Genomic DNA, 17,022 nt, shown 5'->3' with positions numbered 1-17,022 from the left:
TATACCATAACAGGGTAATTATAGAGGTAAAACGTAAATTTGTCAATATAATAAAGGGGTTCTGCTATGAGTTCTTGTATTTCTGAAAATAATTCTACTACACATTTTATCCTGTAATTGATGTTACGTTTCCAGGGGGAGGAATATAGGGCTCCTTCATCGCTCCATACTAATCGTAAAGTCGCTCAAAAGGACCCTATATTCCCTCCCTAAGACAACCCTAATTTCACCTTCAACACCACTACACGATGTAAACGTAACATCAATTTATCAACATACAAGAACTCACAATTCAAATCTTTTTATACTTTGGCAAATTTATGTTTTGATCTCTAGTTGAAGAGAAGGGAGGAATAGATGTGGTTTTCTCCCTCCATACTCATCGTTTCGGTCAAAAATCCACATCTATTCCTGCTCCTAACACACTCTAATGATTACTAATACACCTACCACCAGTATAAAAAGTAGTATCAGTTTTTATAGGAAATCTAAAAGTCTTTCAGAATACGGATCTAAGATTTAACAAATATTACCTTTTAACCTCTTGATAGGAAAGGGGGACAATTGATACTATTAATTTCCTCTGACTTCTCTCCCCGATTTTCATTTAAGTTGTGTTGATAACGTTTTATAAACAGATCTAATGTAGATTGATAGAAGGTATATCTATTACTTTTTTGGTTATATGTATAAAAATCATAAAATTATATGGTTGGAGGAGGGGAAGTGAAACTACTTTTTGAGCGACTTGCGTTAGAATGGAGCGATAAAAGTAGTTTTCATTCCTCCCCCAAAAGTAATTGATGAACAAATGATAAGATAATTATTGATTTATTAACACATTTCCTTCAGATAATCAAAAGTTATCCACAGATTGAATGACAAATTACTTATTTTTTGGTACAATCATACTTGAAATTAGGAAAAATTATATATTTTTATAGGTTTTTGATGGATAACTTTCGAAGTTATCCACATTTTTTCTCTTTTAGTTTATAAAAACTGAAAAGTCAGTAATTATCTATATAAAATAGACTTTTATTTTTTACTTATTCACAGGTTATACACAAGTTATTCACAGGAATAATAGTTTTTTCCACAGCTTTTACAATGGTTATGCACATTATTCCTAAAGTTATACACATTTATTGCAATAGTTATTCACAAGAGGCACGTCATGCAATCATTTGATTTAAATAATATATGGGAGCATATATTGCAAGAGGCGAAAAAGAATATGCAACATTTACCTGATGCATTGTATTTGCGCGTCACATCATCGTTGATTCCCATGTCTCTCGAAAGTCATTCAATCCATATTGGGGTCATGCAAACATTTGTAAAAAACTTAATCGACCAGCAGCCGCAAATTAGCAAGGCTTTGCAGGATGCGATTACTACGGTTATCGGTTCCCATCGAGATATGGTGTTATTCGATTTCAATCAAGAAAGTGTAGATACTACCTTTGTTGATGAAAATCTCATCGATACGCCTGTTGTAGCACCGCCGATGCCTTTACCACCTATAGTAGAGGAAAAGGCTCATCAAGAGGAGTTTTACACACCAGTCTATCAAGATCCTGTCTATATCGACCGCACGCCAGCGCCTGTGGAGATTCCAGACGAACCAATGGTAGCGACACCAAAGAAACCATCAGAAACAACGCCAACATTACAGTCTGACAATGTACCTGTGGATTTATCACTATCTAATCTCAATCCGGCATACCGTTTTGATAATTATGTAACGGGCAATGCGAACCGAATACCATTTGGAGCCGCTCAAAATGTAGCTGAATTTCCAGGTGGAGACTATAATCCGCTCTTTATCTATGGTCCATCGGGCCTCGGCAAAACACACTTGATGCACGCCATCGGTAATGCTATCAAGGAAAATCATCCACATATGAAGGTCATGTCTATTACGAGCGAAAACTTTATGAATATTTTCGTTGAAACATTACAGCGCAACCAAGGTAAATTGTTCCGCAACACATTCCGCAATATCGATGTGCTCATGATTGACGATATTCAGTTCCTTGAAAGCCGTGAAAGTACGAAAACTGAACTATTTAATACGTTCAATGAATTATTAAATAACAACAAGCAAATCGTTCTTACCTCTGATACGATGCCAAACGATATGGAGCAGTTCGAAGATCGTCTTCGCTCTCGTTTCCAAGCTGGTTACATTGCCACAATGGAAAATCCAGATTTAGAAACACGCATTGCCATCTTCAGATCACTGCTCGAACGAGAATATAAAAAGAATCGCATTATTCGTATCGATAATGATTCAATTAACTACGTAGCATTGCAATTTAGCGAAAACGTCCGCGTATTGCAAGGTGCTTTTACCAAGCTCATCGGTACAGCATCCATCGATCAACGTCTCGAATCTATCGACCTAGAATACACAAAACACGCCTTGGCGGGCCTCGTTCATACCGAAGAGGTGAATATGGTTAATATTGAAAGCATCCAGAATTTTGTTAGTTCTTATTTCAATATTAAAAAGCAAGACCTACTCGGCAAGAAACGAAAAGCCCAATTCGCATTTCCACGGCAAATCGCCATGTATCTATGCCGCGATATGATCAATGAAAGCTATCCTCAAATCGCAGCAGCTTTTTCTCGTGATCATACGACAATTCTCCATGCGTACGATAAAATAACGAAGGAAATTGAAAAAAACGAAGAAACTAAACGAATGGTTGCAGAAATTAAACAGAAATTAACAACCTGTGGATAACTCTGTGGATATACGGTGAATAACTTTGTGGATATCCTAAAACTCATACTTTGATGTTAATATGTGGATAAGTAGGTACAAACTATCAACATAGTTATACACAACTCATAATTCACACAGTTAGTAGCGCCAAATCACTTTTACACATATAAACAGGCCCCTACTATTACTACTACTAAAACTAACAAACAATCAAAAAACCAGTAGAAATAGATCTACCGTAGAATATCTATAGAGCATCTAAGATAGTAAACATAGAATATTACAAACAAAGCAATTAATTATTAGTGCTTTTACAATATATAAAAATTATAAAGGAGTAACATATGCATATTACATTCCCTAAAGCAAATCTCCAAAAAGCAATTAACGTATTGCAAAAGGTATCTCAAAATAAAACAAGTTCCAACTTACCAGGCGCTATTTATATGACTACAAAAAATGGTCAAGTAGAATTGCAAGGTAACGACTTTGAACTCGGCATTCGCTTAACCATCGATGGAGACATTAAAGAACCTGGTACTTTAGTGGTAGGTTCCCGCTATTTCCAAGAATTAATTCGCAAATTGCCTGGCGATACTATTGAACTTTACAAACCAGAAGACGGAAGTTCTTTGACCATCACATCTGGATCTTCCGAATTTAACCTTGTTACATTACATCCAGATGATTTTTCCTTGGTGGAACAAATTCACGACCAAGATCATGTAAACATCGATAGCTTTGCTATGAAAGAACTCATCGATTTAACAAATTATGCAGCTGCTACTGATGAAGATCGACCTGTATTTACCGGTGCTCTTCTTGAAATCAAAGAAAACGAAGTGACTATGGTTGCTACCGATACACACCGTATGGCTGTTAAAAAAATTACCATCGATGAACCAGCAACGACTCCAATGCGCGCTATCATCCCTACAAAAACGTTGGCTGAAGTATCTCGTTTATTACCAACAGATAATCCAGCTATGATCAATATCATTTGGAATCGTACACAAATCGTATTTAATTTTGAATCTATTTATATTATTTCTCGCTTAATCGAAGGCACATATCCTGAATATGAAAAGGTAATTCCTTCTCAATTCGATTCTAGCGCTGTAATTGATCGCCGCGAATTTGCTGGTGCTGTTGATCGCGTATCCTTGTTGGCTAAAGACATCAGCTATAATGTAATTCGTTATGATTGGTCTGAAAGTAATGTCACATTGTCTACTCAAAATACTGAAATCGGTATGGCAAAAGAAGACGTAGCTGTTGAATTTAAAGGCACACCTTTCACAATCTCCTTCAATGGTCGCTACATCTCTGACATCTTGCGTCACAGCACAGGTGACAATATCCACTTGTTCTTAAAACAAAATGGTCCTGTTGTCATTCGCCAAGACAATAATCCAAACTATACATACGTAGTAACACCAGTTCGCACAAATGCTTAAAGTAGGGTGTGAGCTAACAGAGGAGCGGTAGCGACGATGGGAGACACACATCACTTTGGTCGGAGCGTGCAATTTTTCGAAGAAAAATGCCCAGCGAGCGACCTGGACTCAGTATGATATATATGCTTATGTTAATTGTCTACTTTAGGAGAACGTTATGAAAGAGCAACAGCAGGTACCCATTCATACGGAGTACATTCAAATTGATCAGTTGTTGAAGTTAGAAGGCATCATTGAAACAGGTGGTCAAATAAAATCTTTCATCGATGAAGGCATCCTTACCTTGAATGGTCAGGTTGTAACTGAAAAACGCAAGAAATGCCGCGTTGGTGATGTGATTTCTTGTGAAGGTCTTGATGTAGACCTCGTGATTACACAAGAGGAGGCATAATCGGTGAGAATTGACTCACTTCAGTTATTTCAGTTTCGTAATTATAAGGATGTACAGATACAGTTTAATCCTGAGATTATTGTTCTATATGGCACTAATGGGGCTGGTAAGACGAATATCCTCGAATCGATTTATGTTGGTACCATTGGTAAAAGCCATCGTACGAACGATACGTCAGATATGCTCATGTTCAATGCTGAAGAAGCAGGCATAGTTGTAAAATTCGAGAAAAAAGATACGCCTCAAAAGGTAAATATTAAATTATTCCGTCAAGGCCCTAAGGATATTCGATTAAATGATACAAAAATATCTCAAAAAGAACTGATTGGTACATTAAATACAGTTATCTTCTGTCCTGAAGATTTACAGCTCATCAAGGGGACTCCATCGGGACGTAGGCGATTCCTTGATATGGAAATATCTCAGACCAGCGCTACTTACTATCATCAATTGATGCAGTACAATCGGCTGTTACAGCAACGAAATGCAGTTCTAAAAGAATATAGAGGAAAGAATACTATTCCTCTTGAAGAATGGGATTTGCAGCTAGCAGATATGGCGAGCTTTATCGTAAAGAAACGATTAGAAAGCTTAAAAAAAATCAATCTGCTCATCGATTTGATGAATCGTAAATTGACAGGTGGCCTTGAGAATTTAACCATTGGTTATGAACAGCCGTATATGGACAATGGTTCATTGGAATATACAAAGGAAGGCTTTTACGAACGTATAAAAGCAGCGTTGCCGCAGGATCGTCATCGTTTAAGCACTAGCGTTGGCCCTCATCGCGATGATTTACGATTCTTTTCCGATGCTATGGATTTAAAGAAATTTGGATCTCAAGGGCAGCAACGAACCGCTGTATTGTCCTTAAAGTTGAGTGAACTTGAATTTATCAAGTCAGAGGTAGGAGAATATCCAGTCCTTCTATTGGATGATGTATTGAGCGAACTTGATGAGTCGAGACGAACGAATTTATTGCAGTTTATTCATAAACGAATTCAAACATTTATTACCACTACAGATATTCACGATTTTAAAGATTTGAAATCCGTTCAATTTATTTCTTGTGAAGGGGGACAGGTTCAGTATGGACAGCCTTGATCTTTGTTTACCAAAGGCCTTAGCAGAACTGAATTTACTGGAGCAATATAAATTAAATACCCTCGTTCATAAGTGGCGTGATGTAGTAGGCGATGTCATTGCGGATCATACGAAAATTGTGTCCATCAAGCCTCCAGACATGGTTATTAGTGCTGATAATTCCATGTGGATGCAGGAATTACAGATGCAAAAACGTCGTATCATAGAGGCTATCAACAAGTATTATCGCCAAGAGGTAATCACCGATATTCGCTTCATCATGAAACGTCAGAGCTATGTGAAAGTAGAAACTAATACGTCTCTCACGATTCCTGATGAACAGATTATTACAAAACGTATTAATTTTTCTAATATCGTGCTTTCAAAAGAAGACGTAGACGCTATCGATACATCGTTGAAACAAACGGATAACGAAGCATTAAAAGCTGCTTTCCGGAAAGTACAGATTACGGCTCGAAAGCGAGAAATTTATTTAGAGCAGCATGGATACCATCGTTGTGAGCGATGTGGCATGCATATGAAATCTAAAAAGGAAATCTGTCCAACCTGTGAATATGAATTGCATCGGGCTCATATTAAGGACATTAAAGCTGTTATTCGAAAGTATCCGTATTTTAAATACAGCGACTGCCAGCAATTTATACAGTGTAGTTTTTCAGACTTTGCAGAAGCGATGCGGGAATCCATATACTTTTACCTTGATAAGATTTATAAAGGATCTATCAATCGCCGTCATATGTTTATGGTGGCTATGCTCATCACTCACAAAAAGCCTGATGAGTTGACGAATCAGCACGTCATCAATTTGTGTAATAAATATCGGTCTAAGTTCCTCGCTGAAGAGGAGCAACGCAAAATCGATGCCCTTAATGGGACATTAGAAAAGTAGAGGGGGCATTCTTATGTACGTTCATATTGGAGATACCATTTCCGTGCCCATAGAATCCATTATTACGATGGTTCATGCCAAGGGCGGAAAGTCCCATAAAAGTCCTATTCATCACTATGAAACGCTAGAATATATCGCCATGGTGCCAGAGGAGCAAATCAAGACATATGTGGTCACTGATGATTGTGTGTATGGATCTGGTATCAGTATTAAGACTTTAATGAGACGGATTGACGAGTTTTATAGTATAATAAAGAGATAAAGTTTAATCCTGTACATGTTTTGTTACTTTATTTCAATCAAGTGCAGTATGATAGATTGTTAGGAGGAGTTTGTTTCATGCCTGAACAAAATTATGGCGCTCAGAATATTCAGGTTCTTGAGGGTCTAGACGCGGTACGTAAACGCCCAGGGATGTATATTGGTAGTACGTCTGCTCGTGGTTTGCATCACCTCGTATACGAAGTTGTAGATAACTCTGTGGACGAAGCGCTTGCTGGTTATGCTACACATATAGAAGTATCCATCAATCCAGATAACAGTGTTACCGTTGTCGATGATGGTCGTGGTATTCCAACAGGGATGCATGAATCCGGTATGTCTGCAGTAGAGTTAGTATTAACGAAATTGCATGCCGGTGGTAAATTCGGTGGTGGCGGCTACAAGGTATCTGGTGGTCTTCACGGCGTAGGTATTTCCGTAGTTAATGCGTTGAGTGAATGGACTAAGGTTCAAGTATCTCAAAATGGAATTGTCCAAGAGATTTCTTTTGCTCGTGGTCATAAAACTTCCGAGTTGCACGAAATTGGCAAGGCCGAAGGCACTGGTACTACAGTTATTTTCAAGCCAGATGCAGAAATCTTTGAAACTACCGTATTTAGCTTTGATACATTGAAAATGCGTTTACAGGAATTGGCATTCCTTAACAAAGGCCTTCGCATTACATTGAGCGATTTGCGCTTAGAGGAACCTCGTGTTGAAAGCTTCCACTATGAAGGTGGTTTGGTTTCTTTCATTACCTTCTTGAACGAAAATAAAGAAGCAATTAATCCAACTGTTATCAACATTGAAAATACAAAAGACGATGTTGTGGTAGATGTAGCATTGCAATATAACGATAGCTATAGTGAAAACTTGTTGTCCTTCGTAAATAACATCAATACGATTGACGGTGGTACACATCTATCTGGTTTCCGTGCTGCCTTGACTCGTACCCTCAATGATTATGGCCGTAAATCTGGTTTGATCAAGGAAAGTGAGTCCAATCTTTCCGGTGAAGACGTACGTGAAGGTTTGACAGCTGTCGTATCTGTAAAAGTGTTGGAACCTCAATTTGAGGGCCAAACAAAAACTAAACTTGGCAATAGCGAAGTTAAAGGTATTACAGATGTTATCGTTACAGAAGGTCTTAAAACATTCTTCGAAGAACATCCTCAAGATGCGAAAAAAATCATTGAAAAAGCAACGATGGCAAGTCGTGCTCGTGAGGCCGCTCGTAAAGCCCGCGACTTAACACGCCGTAAAAATGCGTTGGAAGTATCTAGCCTTCCTGGTAAATTGGCGGACTGCTCCGAAAAAGATACATCTATGACTGAAATTTATCTTGTGGAAGGTGATTCTGCAGGCGGTTCTGCAAAACAAGGTCGCGATCGTCGTTACCAAGCAATTTTGCCATTACGTGGTAAAATTCTTAACGTAGAAAAAGCACGTCTCGATAAGATTTTAGCTAATAACGAAATTCGCTCCATGATTACCGCTTTTGGTACAGGTATTGGCGATGAATTCGATATTACAAAATCCCGTTATAACAAGATTATCATCATGACAGATGCAGACGTTGACGGCGCCCACATCCGTACATTGTTATTAACATTCTTCTACCGCTATATGAAACCATTGGTAGAGGAAGGCCATATCTATATTGCTCAACCACCTTTGTATCAAATCAAGAAGGGTAAATTTCATTGGTATGTATACTCTGATGCAGAGTTGACTGCTAAACTTGATGAAGTAGGCCGCGATGGTACTACAATCCAACGTTACAAAGGTTTAGGTGAAATGAATCCTGAACAATTATGGGAAACTACAATGAACCCTGATAATCGTACGATTCTACAAGTTAGCTTAGAAGATTCTATCGAAGCTGACAAAATCTTTACGGTTCTCATGGGTGATAAGGTAGAGCCTCGTCGTAAATTTATTGAAGATAACGCAAAATACGTGCGTAATCTAGATTTGTAAGAGGTGACCCATGTCTGAAAATCATAATAGTAACGTAGAGTTTACGTCTAACAAAGATCAACACCTAAAACGTTCCTTAAAAGCGCGTCATATGAATATGATTGCATTAGGTGGTGCTATCGGTACAGGTTTATTCGTTGCCGGTGGTGAAGTGGTAAGTACAGCTGGTCCTGGTGGTGCTCTTGTAGCTTACGGGCTCATTGGTATCATGGTTTATTTCCTTATGACATCTCTTGGGGAAATGGCTACATACTTGCCAATTCCAGGTTCCTTCGGGACTTATGCAAAACGCTATGTAGATCCTGCCTTTGGTTTTGCCTTAGGTTGGAATTACTGGTTTAACTGGGCTATTACCTTGGCTGCTGAAGTATTAGCAGGGGCGCTTATCATGAAATATTGGTTCCCTGATGTACCTGCCATCGTATGGTCTGCTCTGTTCTTGCTCATTTTATTTGGCTTGAACTATTTATCTACTCGTTCTTTTGGTGAAAGTGAATATGTATTCTCTAGCATCAAGGTGATTACCGTATTTGTATTTCTATTCTGTGGCTTTATGCTCATCTTTGGCATCGGTGGCACATCTCCAGGATTTGCGAACTGGACCGTAGGAGAGGCTCCATTCGTAGGTGGCTGGGAATCTATTCTTGCTATCTTTATGGTAGCTGGTTTCTCCTTCCAAGGTACTGAGCTGATCGGTGTAGCCGCTGGTGAAGCGGAAGACCCTGAAAAGAACGTGCCAAAAGCGATTAATACAATCTTCTGGCGTATTTTATTATTCTATATAGGTGCTTTCACGGTTATCGGTTTCTTGATTCCGTACACAGATCCAAATCTGTTGAACTCTAGTGTAGAGAACGTATCCATTTCTCCATTTACACTCGTATTTGACCGCTTTGGTTTTGCCTTTGCTGCTAGCTTTATCAATGCTATCATCTTAACGGCTGTATTGAGTGCTGGTAACTCTGGTCTGTACTCTTCTACGCGCATGCTGTACGCGCTCGCTAAGGAAGGTCAAGCACCTCAAATTTTTGCTAAGTTAAATAAACGTGGTGTTCCAGTGCCTGCATTAATATTAACGACAGCAATCGGTTTATTTGCGTTCTTAACAAGCTTTATCGGTGAAGGTACAGCTTATACATGGATTGTTAATATCTCTGGTCTATGCGGTTTCATCGCATGGGTTGGTATCGCAGTATCTCACTATCGTTTCCGCCGTGCTTTTATTGCACAAGGCAGAGATCTTAGTGAATTGCCATACAAAGCGTGGTTATTCCCAGTTGGCCCAATCTTGGCGTTTATTCTTTGCGTCATCATCATCTGTGGTCAAAACTACTCCGCTTTCACAGGCGATACCATCGACTGGTACGGCGTATCCGTTGCCTATATTGGCTTGCCAATCTTCTTTGCAGTCTACCTTGGTTACAAATACATCAACAAAACTAAAGTTGTGCCGTTGAAAGAGGTTAACCTAGACCGCGATTTTGATAGATAAAAATATAAAATTAGACCTGTTCATTATGAAAGTAGTGAACAGGTTTTTTTATGTATAATATGTAAATTTTTGATATATAGTATGTAATTTTTGGAGGCTTAATTGTAGAATGAAATTGAACAACTAAAAAATCCATAGTGAACCTTGTGTTATGATTTAAGTGACCAAACATAATCTAACCGAGGTAATCACTATGGACTATATTAATCATAACACGACATTACGTACAAACAAACACTTAAACCTAGAAGAACGCTTTTATGTAGAAAAGAGAATCGCCGCTGGCGATTCAGTTACAGATATTGCAACCGTATTAGGACGCTCTAGAACCACTATTTATACAGAACTAAAACGTGGTTCGGTTGTCCAAATTCGACAAGGTAAGGCGCGTCTTGTATATTTAGCAGATTCAGGGCAATTAACATATGAACAACAACGTCTTGGCTCATTTAATACAATGAAGTTAGGCTCCATAGAGTCTTTCATGCTCTGGGTTGAAGAAAAAGTATGTAAAAAACATTGGTCCTTTGATGCTGCTGTTGGATATGCTAAACGTCAGTGTATATTTGCACGTAATGAAATGGTTTGTACTAAAACTTTATATAACTATCTTCATCAAGGACTACTTGGGGTAAAAGCTATTGATCTACCTCTAGTAACACGTCGCTCACTAAGAAAGTCCGTTTCGAGTAAGTATAAACGTGAACTAGGAAAATCAATAGAACTTCGTGATGCTACGATTGAAACTCGAGAAGAGTTTGGACATTGGGAAGTAGACACTGTTCGTGGAACAAAAGATAAAACAGATGATGTATTGATTTCTTTAATAGAACGAAAAAGTAGATTATATGTAGCGTTACGTTGTCCGTCAGCACGTGCCAGTGATGTAAAAGAAACACTAGAAACCTGGTTAAGTACGTTTAGAAACAATGTGGAGTTAAGATTGTTATGTAAGACGATAACCGCTGATAATGGTTTAGAATTTGCGGATATATCTGATCTTGAAGATGAGATACTATCTATCTATTTTGCAAGGACCTATTCAGCTTGGGAACGAGGCTCTAACGAAAGACATAACGGATTACTTCGTCGTTTTATTCCGAAAGGAAAACGAATAGAAAGTATCTCAGAACATACACTACGCCGAACTCTTCATTGGTGTAATAACTTACCACGTAAGATATTACATTACAAAACACCACAAGAAGTCTTTTTAGAAGAAGTTAATAAAATAGTGGATTTACATACTGTTCAATTTCATATTGCAATTTAAAGTAATTTTTGGAGATACAATATGTAATTGTTTTATGTGAAAGCTATATTTATATTTGTTTTTATCTAAAAGTCTTGTTATAATAAATTAAAATATATTGTAATCAATTAGAAAGGATACAATTATGATTATTACTACAACTATGCATATTGAAAACAAACCTGTACAAGAGTACAAAGGTATTGTATTTGGTGAAGTCGTAGAAGGCCGTAACTTTGTGAAAGATTTTATGTCCGGTATTCGTGATATCGTTGGTGGTCGTAGTGGCAGCTATGAAGATTCTTTGATGAATGCGCGCAAAGCAGCTCTTGACGAAATGTCTCAACGAGCTTCTAAATTGGGTGCTAATGCTATTATTGGCGTATCCTTCCAATACAGCACAGTAGGTGCACAAAATGGTATGCTTATGATTACATGCAATGGTACAGCTGTAGTAGTTTAATAATAAATAATATAAATCCCCTAATCGATGTTTAAGTGTAAACTTTCACAACGATTAGGGGATTTTTACTAAGAAAATGAAGTTACTAGCTAATGCTAGATTTTATAATGTTACGTAAATACTAGATATTTCGTTAGAAAAATATTAGACATTTCATTAGATTAATATTATATATTTTATTAGCTAAATATTAGTTATTTTACCTTATACCAGCTTGCATACATGACAGGTAATACGATGAGTGTTAGAACCGTTGCCACTAGTAAGCCACCGCTGAAGGCAATGGCCAATGGGCTCCAGAAGACAGATCCCATGAGCGGAATCATGCCTAAAATCGCTGCGATAGCGGTGAGCATGATAGGGCGGAAACGAAGTGTAGCGGAGTTGATAATCGCTTCACGAGGTTCTTGTCCTTCTGCCTTGTGGATTTCAATTTGGTCTAACAAGATAATGGAGTTACGGATGATCATACCCGAGAGGGCGATAATCCCTAGAATAGCCATAAAGCCTAACGGCGTTCTCGTAATATTGAGTGCTAATACAACACCGATTAGCCCCAATGGAGCAGTGAGTAAAGCCATTACCATGAGGGCGATACGCTTTAATTGGAACATGAGGATGGTCATGATTACAAAGAGCATAATTGGCATTGGCGTTAATAGCTTTTGAACGGCTGTTTCACTCTTTTCAGCGGCGCCGTCTAGGTCAATAGAATAGCCTGTAGGCAAGGAATCGCGAATGTCTTGTAAGGATTTGTAAACCTCTTTTGTTTTCGCATTACCCAATACACCTGCTTTTACATTGGCATGCACACTAATAGTTGGCATCATATTGCGATGCCAGATAATACCATCTTCTTGTGTCATGGTAATGGTTGCAATTTGACTAAGTGGTACATAAGAGCCATTTCCTGTTTGAATTGGCAAGGATGAAAGAGCACTTAAGTTATGTTGCTCGTTGTCACCTAAACGGAAGGTAACAGGAATGGTTTGGTTCCCCTCGTAGTATTCACCAGATTTAGTACCAGACAATAGACTTTGCAAGTGCAAGGATACAGCATAGCTATCGATGCCGAGTAAACGTGCCTTGTTTGGATCGATGTGAATATTAGCTACAGGCTCTGTATCTGGCCAGTCAAAGGCGATATTTTGTAAGTCTTTATCGTCTTGCATTTTAGCTTTTACTTGATTTGCAATTTCTTTTACCACCTTTTGATCAGGGCCAGCAACGCGAAACATGACTGGAAATTTGGATGGTGGACCGATTTGTAAGAATTGCGTATTTACAAGGGCCGATGGGAATTGCTCGTTTAAATAAGGAGTCAATTCAGCATAGAGTTTATCGCGATCCTCTAAGGATTTTGTAACAATCACATATTGTAAGAAGTTATTCCGTTGCAATTCCGGTTCCAAGGTGAGGACGAAACGTGGAGAACCTTGTCCAATGTAGGAGGTGAAGGTTGCAATGCGCTCGTCGTCTTTCAAATGTTCATCGATGAGTTTTGCTTGGTTAGCAGTATATTCAATGGACGAGCTTTGAGGAAATTGCATGGATATAATGATTTCATTACGCGTTGATGATGGGAAAAATTCCTGTTTGATCAATGGTAGTGAAAGCAAGGATAAAACGAAGGCACCTAGGGTGGCCAGTAGGACTACCTTGTGATGTCCTAGAGCCCAATGTAATAGTTTTTCAAACTTATCATAGAAGGTTACATTGAGCTTGTGCATGATACGGTCTCGTTTAGTCCATTCCGATTCTGGCTTTGGAGCCTTGTTTTCGATGATTTTATAACCCAATACAGGGCTGACGAGAACAGAGGCGAACCAAGATAGGATGAGCGCCATAAATACAACGATGGATAGGGATTTTGTAAATTCTGCTACCATACCTTGTGCCAATGCTAATGGCAAGAAACCTGCACAGGTAATGAGCGTACCCGATAGCATAGGGAATGCTGTAGATTGGTAAGCAAAGGTAGCTGATTTAAAGTGGCCCCACCCTTCTTCGAGCTTAACGCTCATCATTTCTACAACGATGATGGCATCGTCTACGAGGAGGCCTAAAGCTAGGATTAAGGCACCTAAGCTAACCTTATGTAGATAGATGCCGCTTTCATACATCAAGATGAACGTCGTAGACACAACGACTGGAATGGTAAGGGCTACCACAATACCTGTTCGTAAACCAAGGGATGCAAAGCTTACGAGCAATACGATGGCGATGGCTTCAAATAAGGATTGAGAGAAATCGCCAATAGATTCCTTAACGATATGGGGCTGATTCGATACTTGATTTAGTTCGAGGCCGGCAGGAATCGTTTTCTGTAATTCCCCGAGTTTTTTGTCGATGGCTTCGCCGAATTCGATATTATTGCCCCCTGCATCCATGGAGATAGCGATGCCAATGGCTGGCTTACCTTTGTAATAGAACTGTGGATCGCTAGGGTCTTGATAGGTCATGGTTACATCAGCCATGTCACCGAGGCGCAAGGTTTGGTTATTGATGCGAATCGGCATATCTCGCACCGCTTGAGGACTATCGAATAGGCCATTGACGCGGAGATATACATTGTTTGTATCCGTTGTAATCACACCAGCTGGAACCATCATACTTTGCTGTTTAAGCGCTGTTAACAGCTGTTGTGTACTGACTTTATAGGATGCGAGTTTATCCTTGTTTATGGTTACATTGAGGGTTTGTTGTTGCACACCAATGAGGCTGATTTTCTTAACATTAGGAACAGATAAAAGCTGACGTTTTAAGTCTTCTGCTTGTTGTCGTTTTTCTTCGTACGAATACTCATCACCACTGATGGCATAGATAATGCCATATACATCGTCGAACCTGTCGTTAATGGTCGGTCCTTGAACGCCTGCAGGCAATGATTTCCATTCGTCGTTGATCATATTCCGCGCTTCTTCCCAAGCGGGGCGAATTTTATCGGATGGCAAATCCTCTCTTAGATTGATATAAATAACGGATTTGCTGCCATCTGTGAAAGATTTTGTATAATCTACACCAGGAAGATCGCGTAGTTTTTCTTCGAGTTTGTCCGTTACTTGATCCGACATTTCTTGTGGAGAAGCCCCAGGCCAAGCAACACCGACCACCATGGTGCGCATCGTAAAATCAGGATCTTCCATGCGTCCCATATGGGTGAATGAGAAGATACCGAAGGTGAGGAGCACAGCCATGAAGTAGTAGATAATGGACTTGTGTTTAAGAGCCCATTCGGCTAAGTTAAATTGTTTCATTGACTAACCGCCGTCCCTTCTTGTAATTGTTGGGTACCTGCGGTGATGACAATGTCACCTTTAGCTAAACCAGATGTGACGATGACGGAGTTCTTACCGAACTCACCAGTTTTGATAGGCACGAGATGAGCCTTTTTATCGCGGATGATATAGACCGCATTATTACCGTTTGAGTCTTTCACAAGAGCCGTCAACGGAATAGAAATATTGGTACTATCTGTGGTAGATAGATTAGCATTGACCGTCATGCCTAGTTGTACCTCTTTAGGCGCATTTTGTAAGGTAATTTTTACGGTATACGTTCTGGCTACAGGGTCAGGAACTGGTGAAATTTCACGTACTACGCCTTGTACTGTTACATCTGGTAAGGCCCAGAAGGTAATAGTAGCAGGGCTACCTACATGAATTTTACTCAACTCTTGTTCAGGAAGGGCAATGACTGCTTCTGGATCGTGACCGGCCGCTAAGGTACCAACGCTTTGACCGGCTGCTACGACTTGTCCTGCTTCAATATTGAAAGCTGTAATAATACCTGTATCAGGGGCCGTCAAATTAGTATAGCTATTTTGATTGCTACTCAAATTAAGGCTTGCCTGTGCTTGTTGTAATTGAGCAGATGTGGCATTCAATTGGTTTTCAGCTTGGTCTAATTGCAATTTACTAATCGCTTGTTGTGCATAGAGCTCGCGGTATCGTTTAGCATTGGTTTCTGCCAATTCGTAGGCCGATTGAGCAGCTTTTACAGCACCTTCAGCATTTTGTACCTGAGCTGATGTATCTGAACCATTGACTTGAGCAATGACTTGGCCTGCTTGCACTACATCGCCAACATTTACAAATTTGTTGATGACACGTCCTCCAATTTGAAAGGCTAAGTTTGTTTCTGTTTTATTATGAATGGTGCCTGCATAGCCAGCATCAGTAGTTCCAGACTCTTCACCTATAGTGATGGTACGCACCTTGAGACTTGTATCTTCAGGTGGCTTTTCTGATCCACAACCACTAATAATCGCGGTCCCTATTAATAGGGCTCCTATGGTTGCTATGATTCGTTGATTCATAGAATCTCTCCTTTGACTACCACATATAAGTCCTATGACACAGAACTACACATAGGCAGTAATCATAGGACTCTATATGTATATTAGAAAACTCTAATTTCTAATTATATATTTTATAGAACATTCTAATTATATATTTTATACAATTTAATAATACTATATTTATATTGAAAGTTCTAGCCTTTATGCAGAAAATTAAAGAATTATATACTTAATTTATATAATTGATGATAATTTTTAACGATAATTTTTAAAAGTGATCTATATATTTTGCTAGTATTTGTATTACTTATTTTATGAATACAAAATTGTAGCAAAAAAGTGAGTCCTCTATTAATTGAGCTGTATCCAAAAATATGTCAAATTTTTGGGGTACAGTTCATAGTAAGAGAACTCACTTCTTTAGCTTTTGTCTATATAATTTGAACTTTATTTTTGTTCTTCTTGTTCTACAATAGGTTCTTCATAGGTTACAAGGATTTTATCGATACGAGTATGATCCATATCAATGACTTCAAAGGTATAGCCGTTCCATTTTGCCTTGTCTAATTCTTTTGGAATGCGACCGAAGAGGACGTTTAAGAGACCGCCCATAGTTTTGTACAAATCGTCTTCTTCACCTGGTAATTCTTGATCGATGTGAAAGAATTCTTTAAATTCATCTACGTTGAGAAGGCCATC

The 17,022-nt window shown here is 38.8% G+C and carries 13 protein-coding genes; 10 read left to right on the top strand and 3 right to left on the bottom strand.

What is annotated here, in order from left to right; translation table 11 throughout:
• Positions 1 to 1,177 precede the first annotated feature (1,177 nt).
• The 10 genes from dnaA to E7B10_RS08940 all read left to right on the top strand — a co-directional run bounded on the left by dnaA (position 1,178) and on the right by E7B10_RS08940 (position 12,023).
• Positions 1,178 to 2,752, top strand: coding sequence for a chromosomal replication initiator protein DnaA (gene dnaA / locus E7B10_RS08985; protein WP_058948344.1), 1,575 nt, complete (start codon positions 1,178 to 1,180; stop codon positions 2,750 to 2,752).
• Between the two features lie 326 nt (positions 2,753 to 3,078).
• Positions 3,079 to 4,191: a DNA polymerase III subunit beta gene (gene dnaN / locus E7B10_RS08980; protein ID WP_058948345.1), complete on the top strand. Its 1,113-nt coding sequence runs from the start codon at positions 3,079 to 3,081 to the stop codon at positions 4,189 to 4,191.
• Between the two features lie 157 nt (positions 4,192 to 4,348).
• Entirely contained in the window at positions 4,349 to 4,582 is a 234-nt protein-coding gene (locus E7B10_RS08975; protein WP_004692943.1) for an RNA-binding S4 domain-containing protein, read from the top strand.
• 3 nt (positions 4,583 to 4,585) lie between these two features.
• Positions 4,586 to 5,686 (top strand): DNA replication/repair protein RecF, encoded by a 1,101-nt coding sequence (gene recF / locus E7B10_RS08970; RefSeq protein WP_120055219.1) that lies wholly within the window; start codon positions 4,586 to 4,588, stop codon positions 5,684 to 5,686.
• Entirely contained in the window at positions 5,673 to 6,575 is a 903-nt protein-coding gene (locus E7B10_RS08965; RefSeq protein ID WP_215676025.1) for a DUF721 domain-containing protein, read from the top strand. The genes recF and E7B10_RS08965 overlap by 14 nt, the downstream gene beginning before the upstream one ends.
• A gap of 13 nt (positions 6,576 to 6,588) precedes the next feature.
• Positions 6,589 to 6,837: a DUF370 domain-containing protein gene (locus tag E7B10_RS08960; protein ID WP_004692940.1), complete on the top strand. Its 249-nt coding sequence runs from the start codon at positions 6,589 to 6,591 to the stop codon at positions 6,835 to 6,837.
• A 77-nt stretch (positions 6,838 to 6,914) separates the two neighbouring features.
• Positions 6,915 to 8,816, top strand: a complete 1,902-nt coding sequence (gene gyrB, locus E7B10_RS08955; RefSeq protein ID WP_215676023.1) for a DNA topoisomerase (ATP-hydrolyzing) subunit B — start codon at positions 6,915 to 6,917, stop codon at positions 8,814 to 8,816.
• Positions 8,817 to 8,826: 10 nt separating this feature from the next.
• Positions 8,827 to 10,308 (top strand): amino acid permease, encoded by a 1,482-nt coding sequence (locus E7B10_RS08950; RefSeq protein ID WP_004698078.1) that lies wholly within the window; start codon positions 8,827 to 8,829, stop codon positions 10,306 to 10,308.
• A gap of 193 nt (positions 10,309 to 10,501) precedes the next feature.
• The gene (locus E7B10_RS08945; RefSeq protein WP_278451847.1) at positions 10,502 to 11,581 is read left to right on the top strand and encodes an IS30 family transposase; all 1,080 of its coding nucleotides are present in this window, start codon (positions 10,502 to 10,504) and stop codon (positions 11,579 to 11,581) included.
• Between the two features lie 124 nt (positions 11,582 to 11,705).
• On the top strand, positions 11,706 to 12,023 hold the full coding sequence (locus tag E7B10_RS08940) for a YbjQ family protein (protein WP_004692937.1): 318 nt from the start codon (positions 11,706 to 11,708) through the stop codon (positions 12,021 to 12,023).
• Positions 12,024 to 12,217: 194 nt separating this feature from the next.
• On the opposite strand, the gene E7B10_RS08935 is transcribed toward E7B10_RS08940, so the two are convergent.
• From E7B10_RS08935 to E7B10_RS08925, 3 genes are all read right to left on the bottom strand, one after another.
• Positions 12,218 to 15,280: an efflux RND transporter permease subunit gene (locus E7B10_RS08935; RefSeq protein ID WP_278451846.1), complete on the bottom strand. Its 3,063-nt coding sequence runs from the start codon at positions 15,278 to 15,280 to the stop codon at positions 12,218 to 12,220.
• Positions 15,277 to 16,341 carry an efflux RND transporter periplasmic adaptor subunit gene (locus E7B10_RS08930; RefSeq protein ID WP_077707875.1) on the bottom strand — a complete coding sequence of 355 codons (1,065 nt, stop codon included), beginning with the start codon at positions 16,339 to 16,341 and terminating at the stop codon, positions 15,277 to 15,279. The genes E7B10_RS08935 and E7B10_RS08930 overlap by 4 nt, the downstream gene beginning before the upstream one ends.
• Before the next feature lie 429 nt (positions 16,342 to 16,770).
• Positions 16,771 to 17,022 (bottom strand): transporter associated domain-containing protein (locus E7B10_RS08925; RefSeq protein ID WP_316055604.1); only part of this gene is annotated, 252 nt, incomplete at its 5' end.

Source organism: Veillonella sp., assembly GCF_032470285.1.
Classification (GTDB): Bacteria; Bacillota; Negativicutes; order Veillonellales; family Veillonellaceae; genus Veillonella.
The sequence above is the reverse complement of the archived record's forward strand: the minus strand, read 5'-3'. Positions and strand labels throughout refer to the sequence as shown.

Bases quoted from the DNA above. Each gene is read 5' to 3' on its own strand.
- E7B10_RS08945 (WP_278451847.1), top strand. From the start codon at position 10,502: ATGGACTATATTAATCATAACACGACATTACGTACAAACAAACACTTA.
- gyrB (WP_215676023.1), top strand. From the start codon at position 6,915: ATGCCTGAACAAAATTATGGCGCTCAGAATATTCAGGTTCTTGAGGGT.
- E7B10_RS08930 (WP_077707875.1), bottom strand. From the start codon at position 16,341: ATGAATCAACGAATCATAGCAACCATAGGAGCCCTATTAATAGGGACC.
- E7B10_RS08965 (WP_215676025.1), top strand. From the start codon at position 5,673: ATGGACAGCCTTGATCTTTGTTTACCAAAGGCCTTAGCAGAACTGAAT.
- E7B10_RS08950 (WP_004698078.1), top strand. From the start codon at position 8,827: ATGTCTGAAAATCATAATAGTAACGTAGAGTTTACGTCTAACAAAGAT.
- dnaA (WP_058948344.1), top strand. From the start codon at position 1,178: ATGCAATCATTTGATTTAAATAATATATGGGAGCATATATTGCAAGAG.
- dnaN (WP_058948345.1), top strand. From the start codon at position 3,079: ATGCATATTACATTCCCTAAAGCAAATCTCCAAAAAGCAATTAACGTA.
- E7B10_RS08975 (WP_004692943.1), top strand. From the start codon at position 4,349: ATGAAAGAGCAACAGCAGGTACCCATTCATACGGAGTACATTCAAATT.
- E7B10_RS08940 (WP_004692937.1), top strand. From the start codon at position 11,706: ATGATTATTACTACAACTATGCATATTGAAAACAAACCTGTACAAGAG.
- E7B10_RS08960 (WP_004692940.1), top strand. From the start codon at position 6,589: ATGTACGTTCATATTGGAGATACCATTTCCGTGCCCATAGAATCCATT.
- E7B10_RS08935 (WP_278451846.1), bottom strand. From the start codon at position 15,280: ATGAAACAATTTAACTTAGCCGAATGGGCTCTTAAACACAAGTCCATT.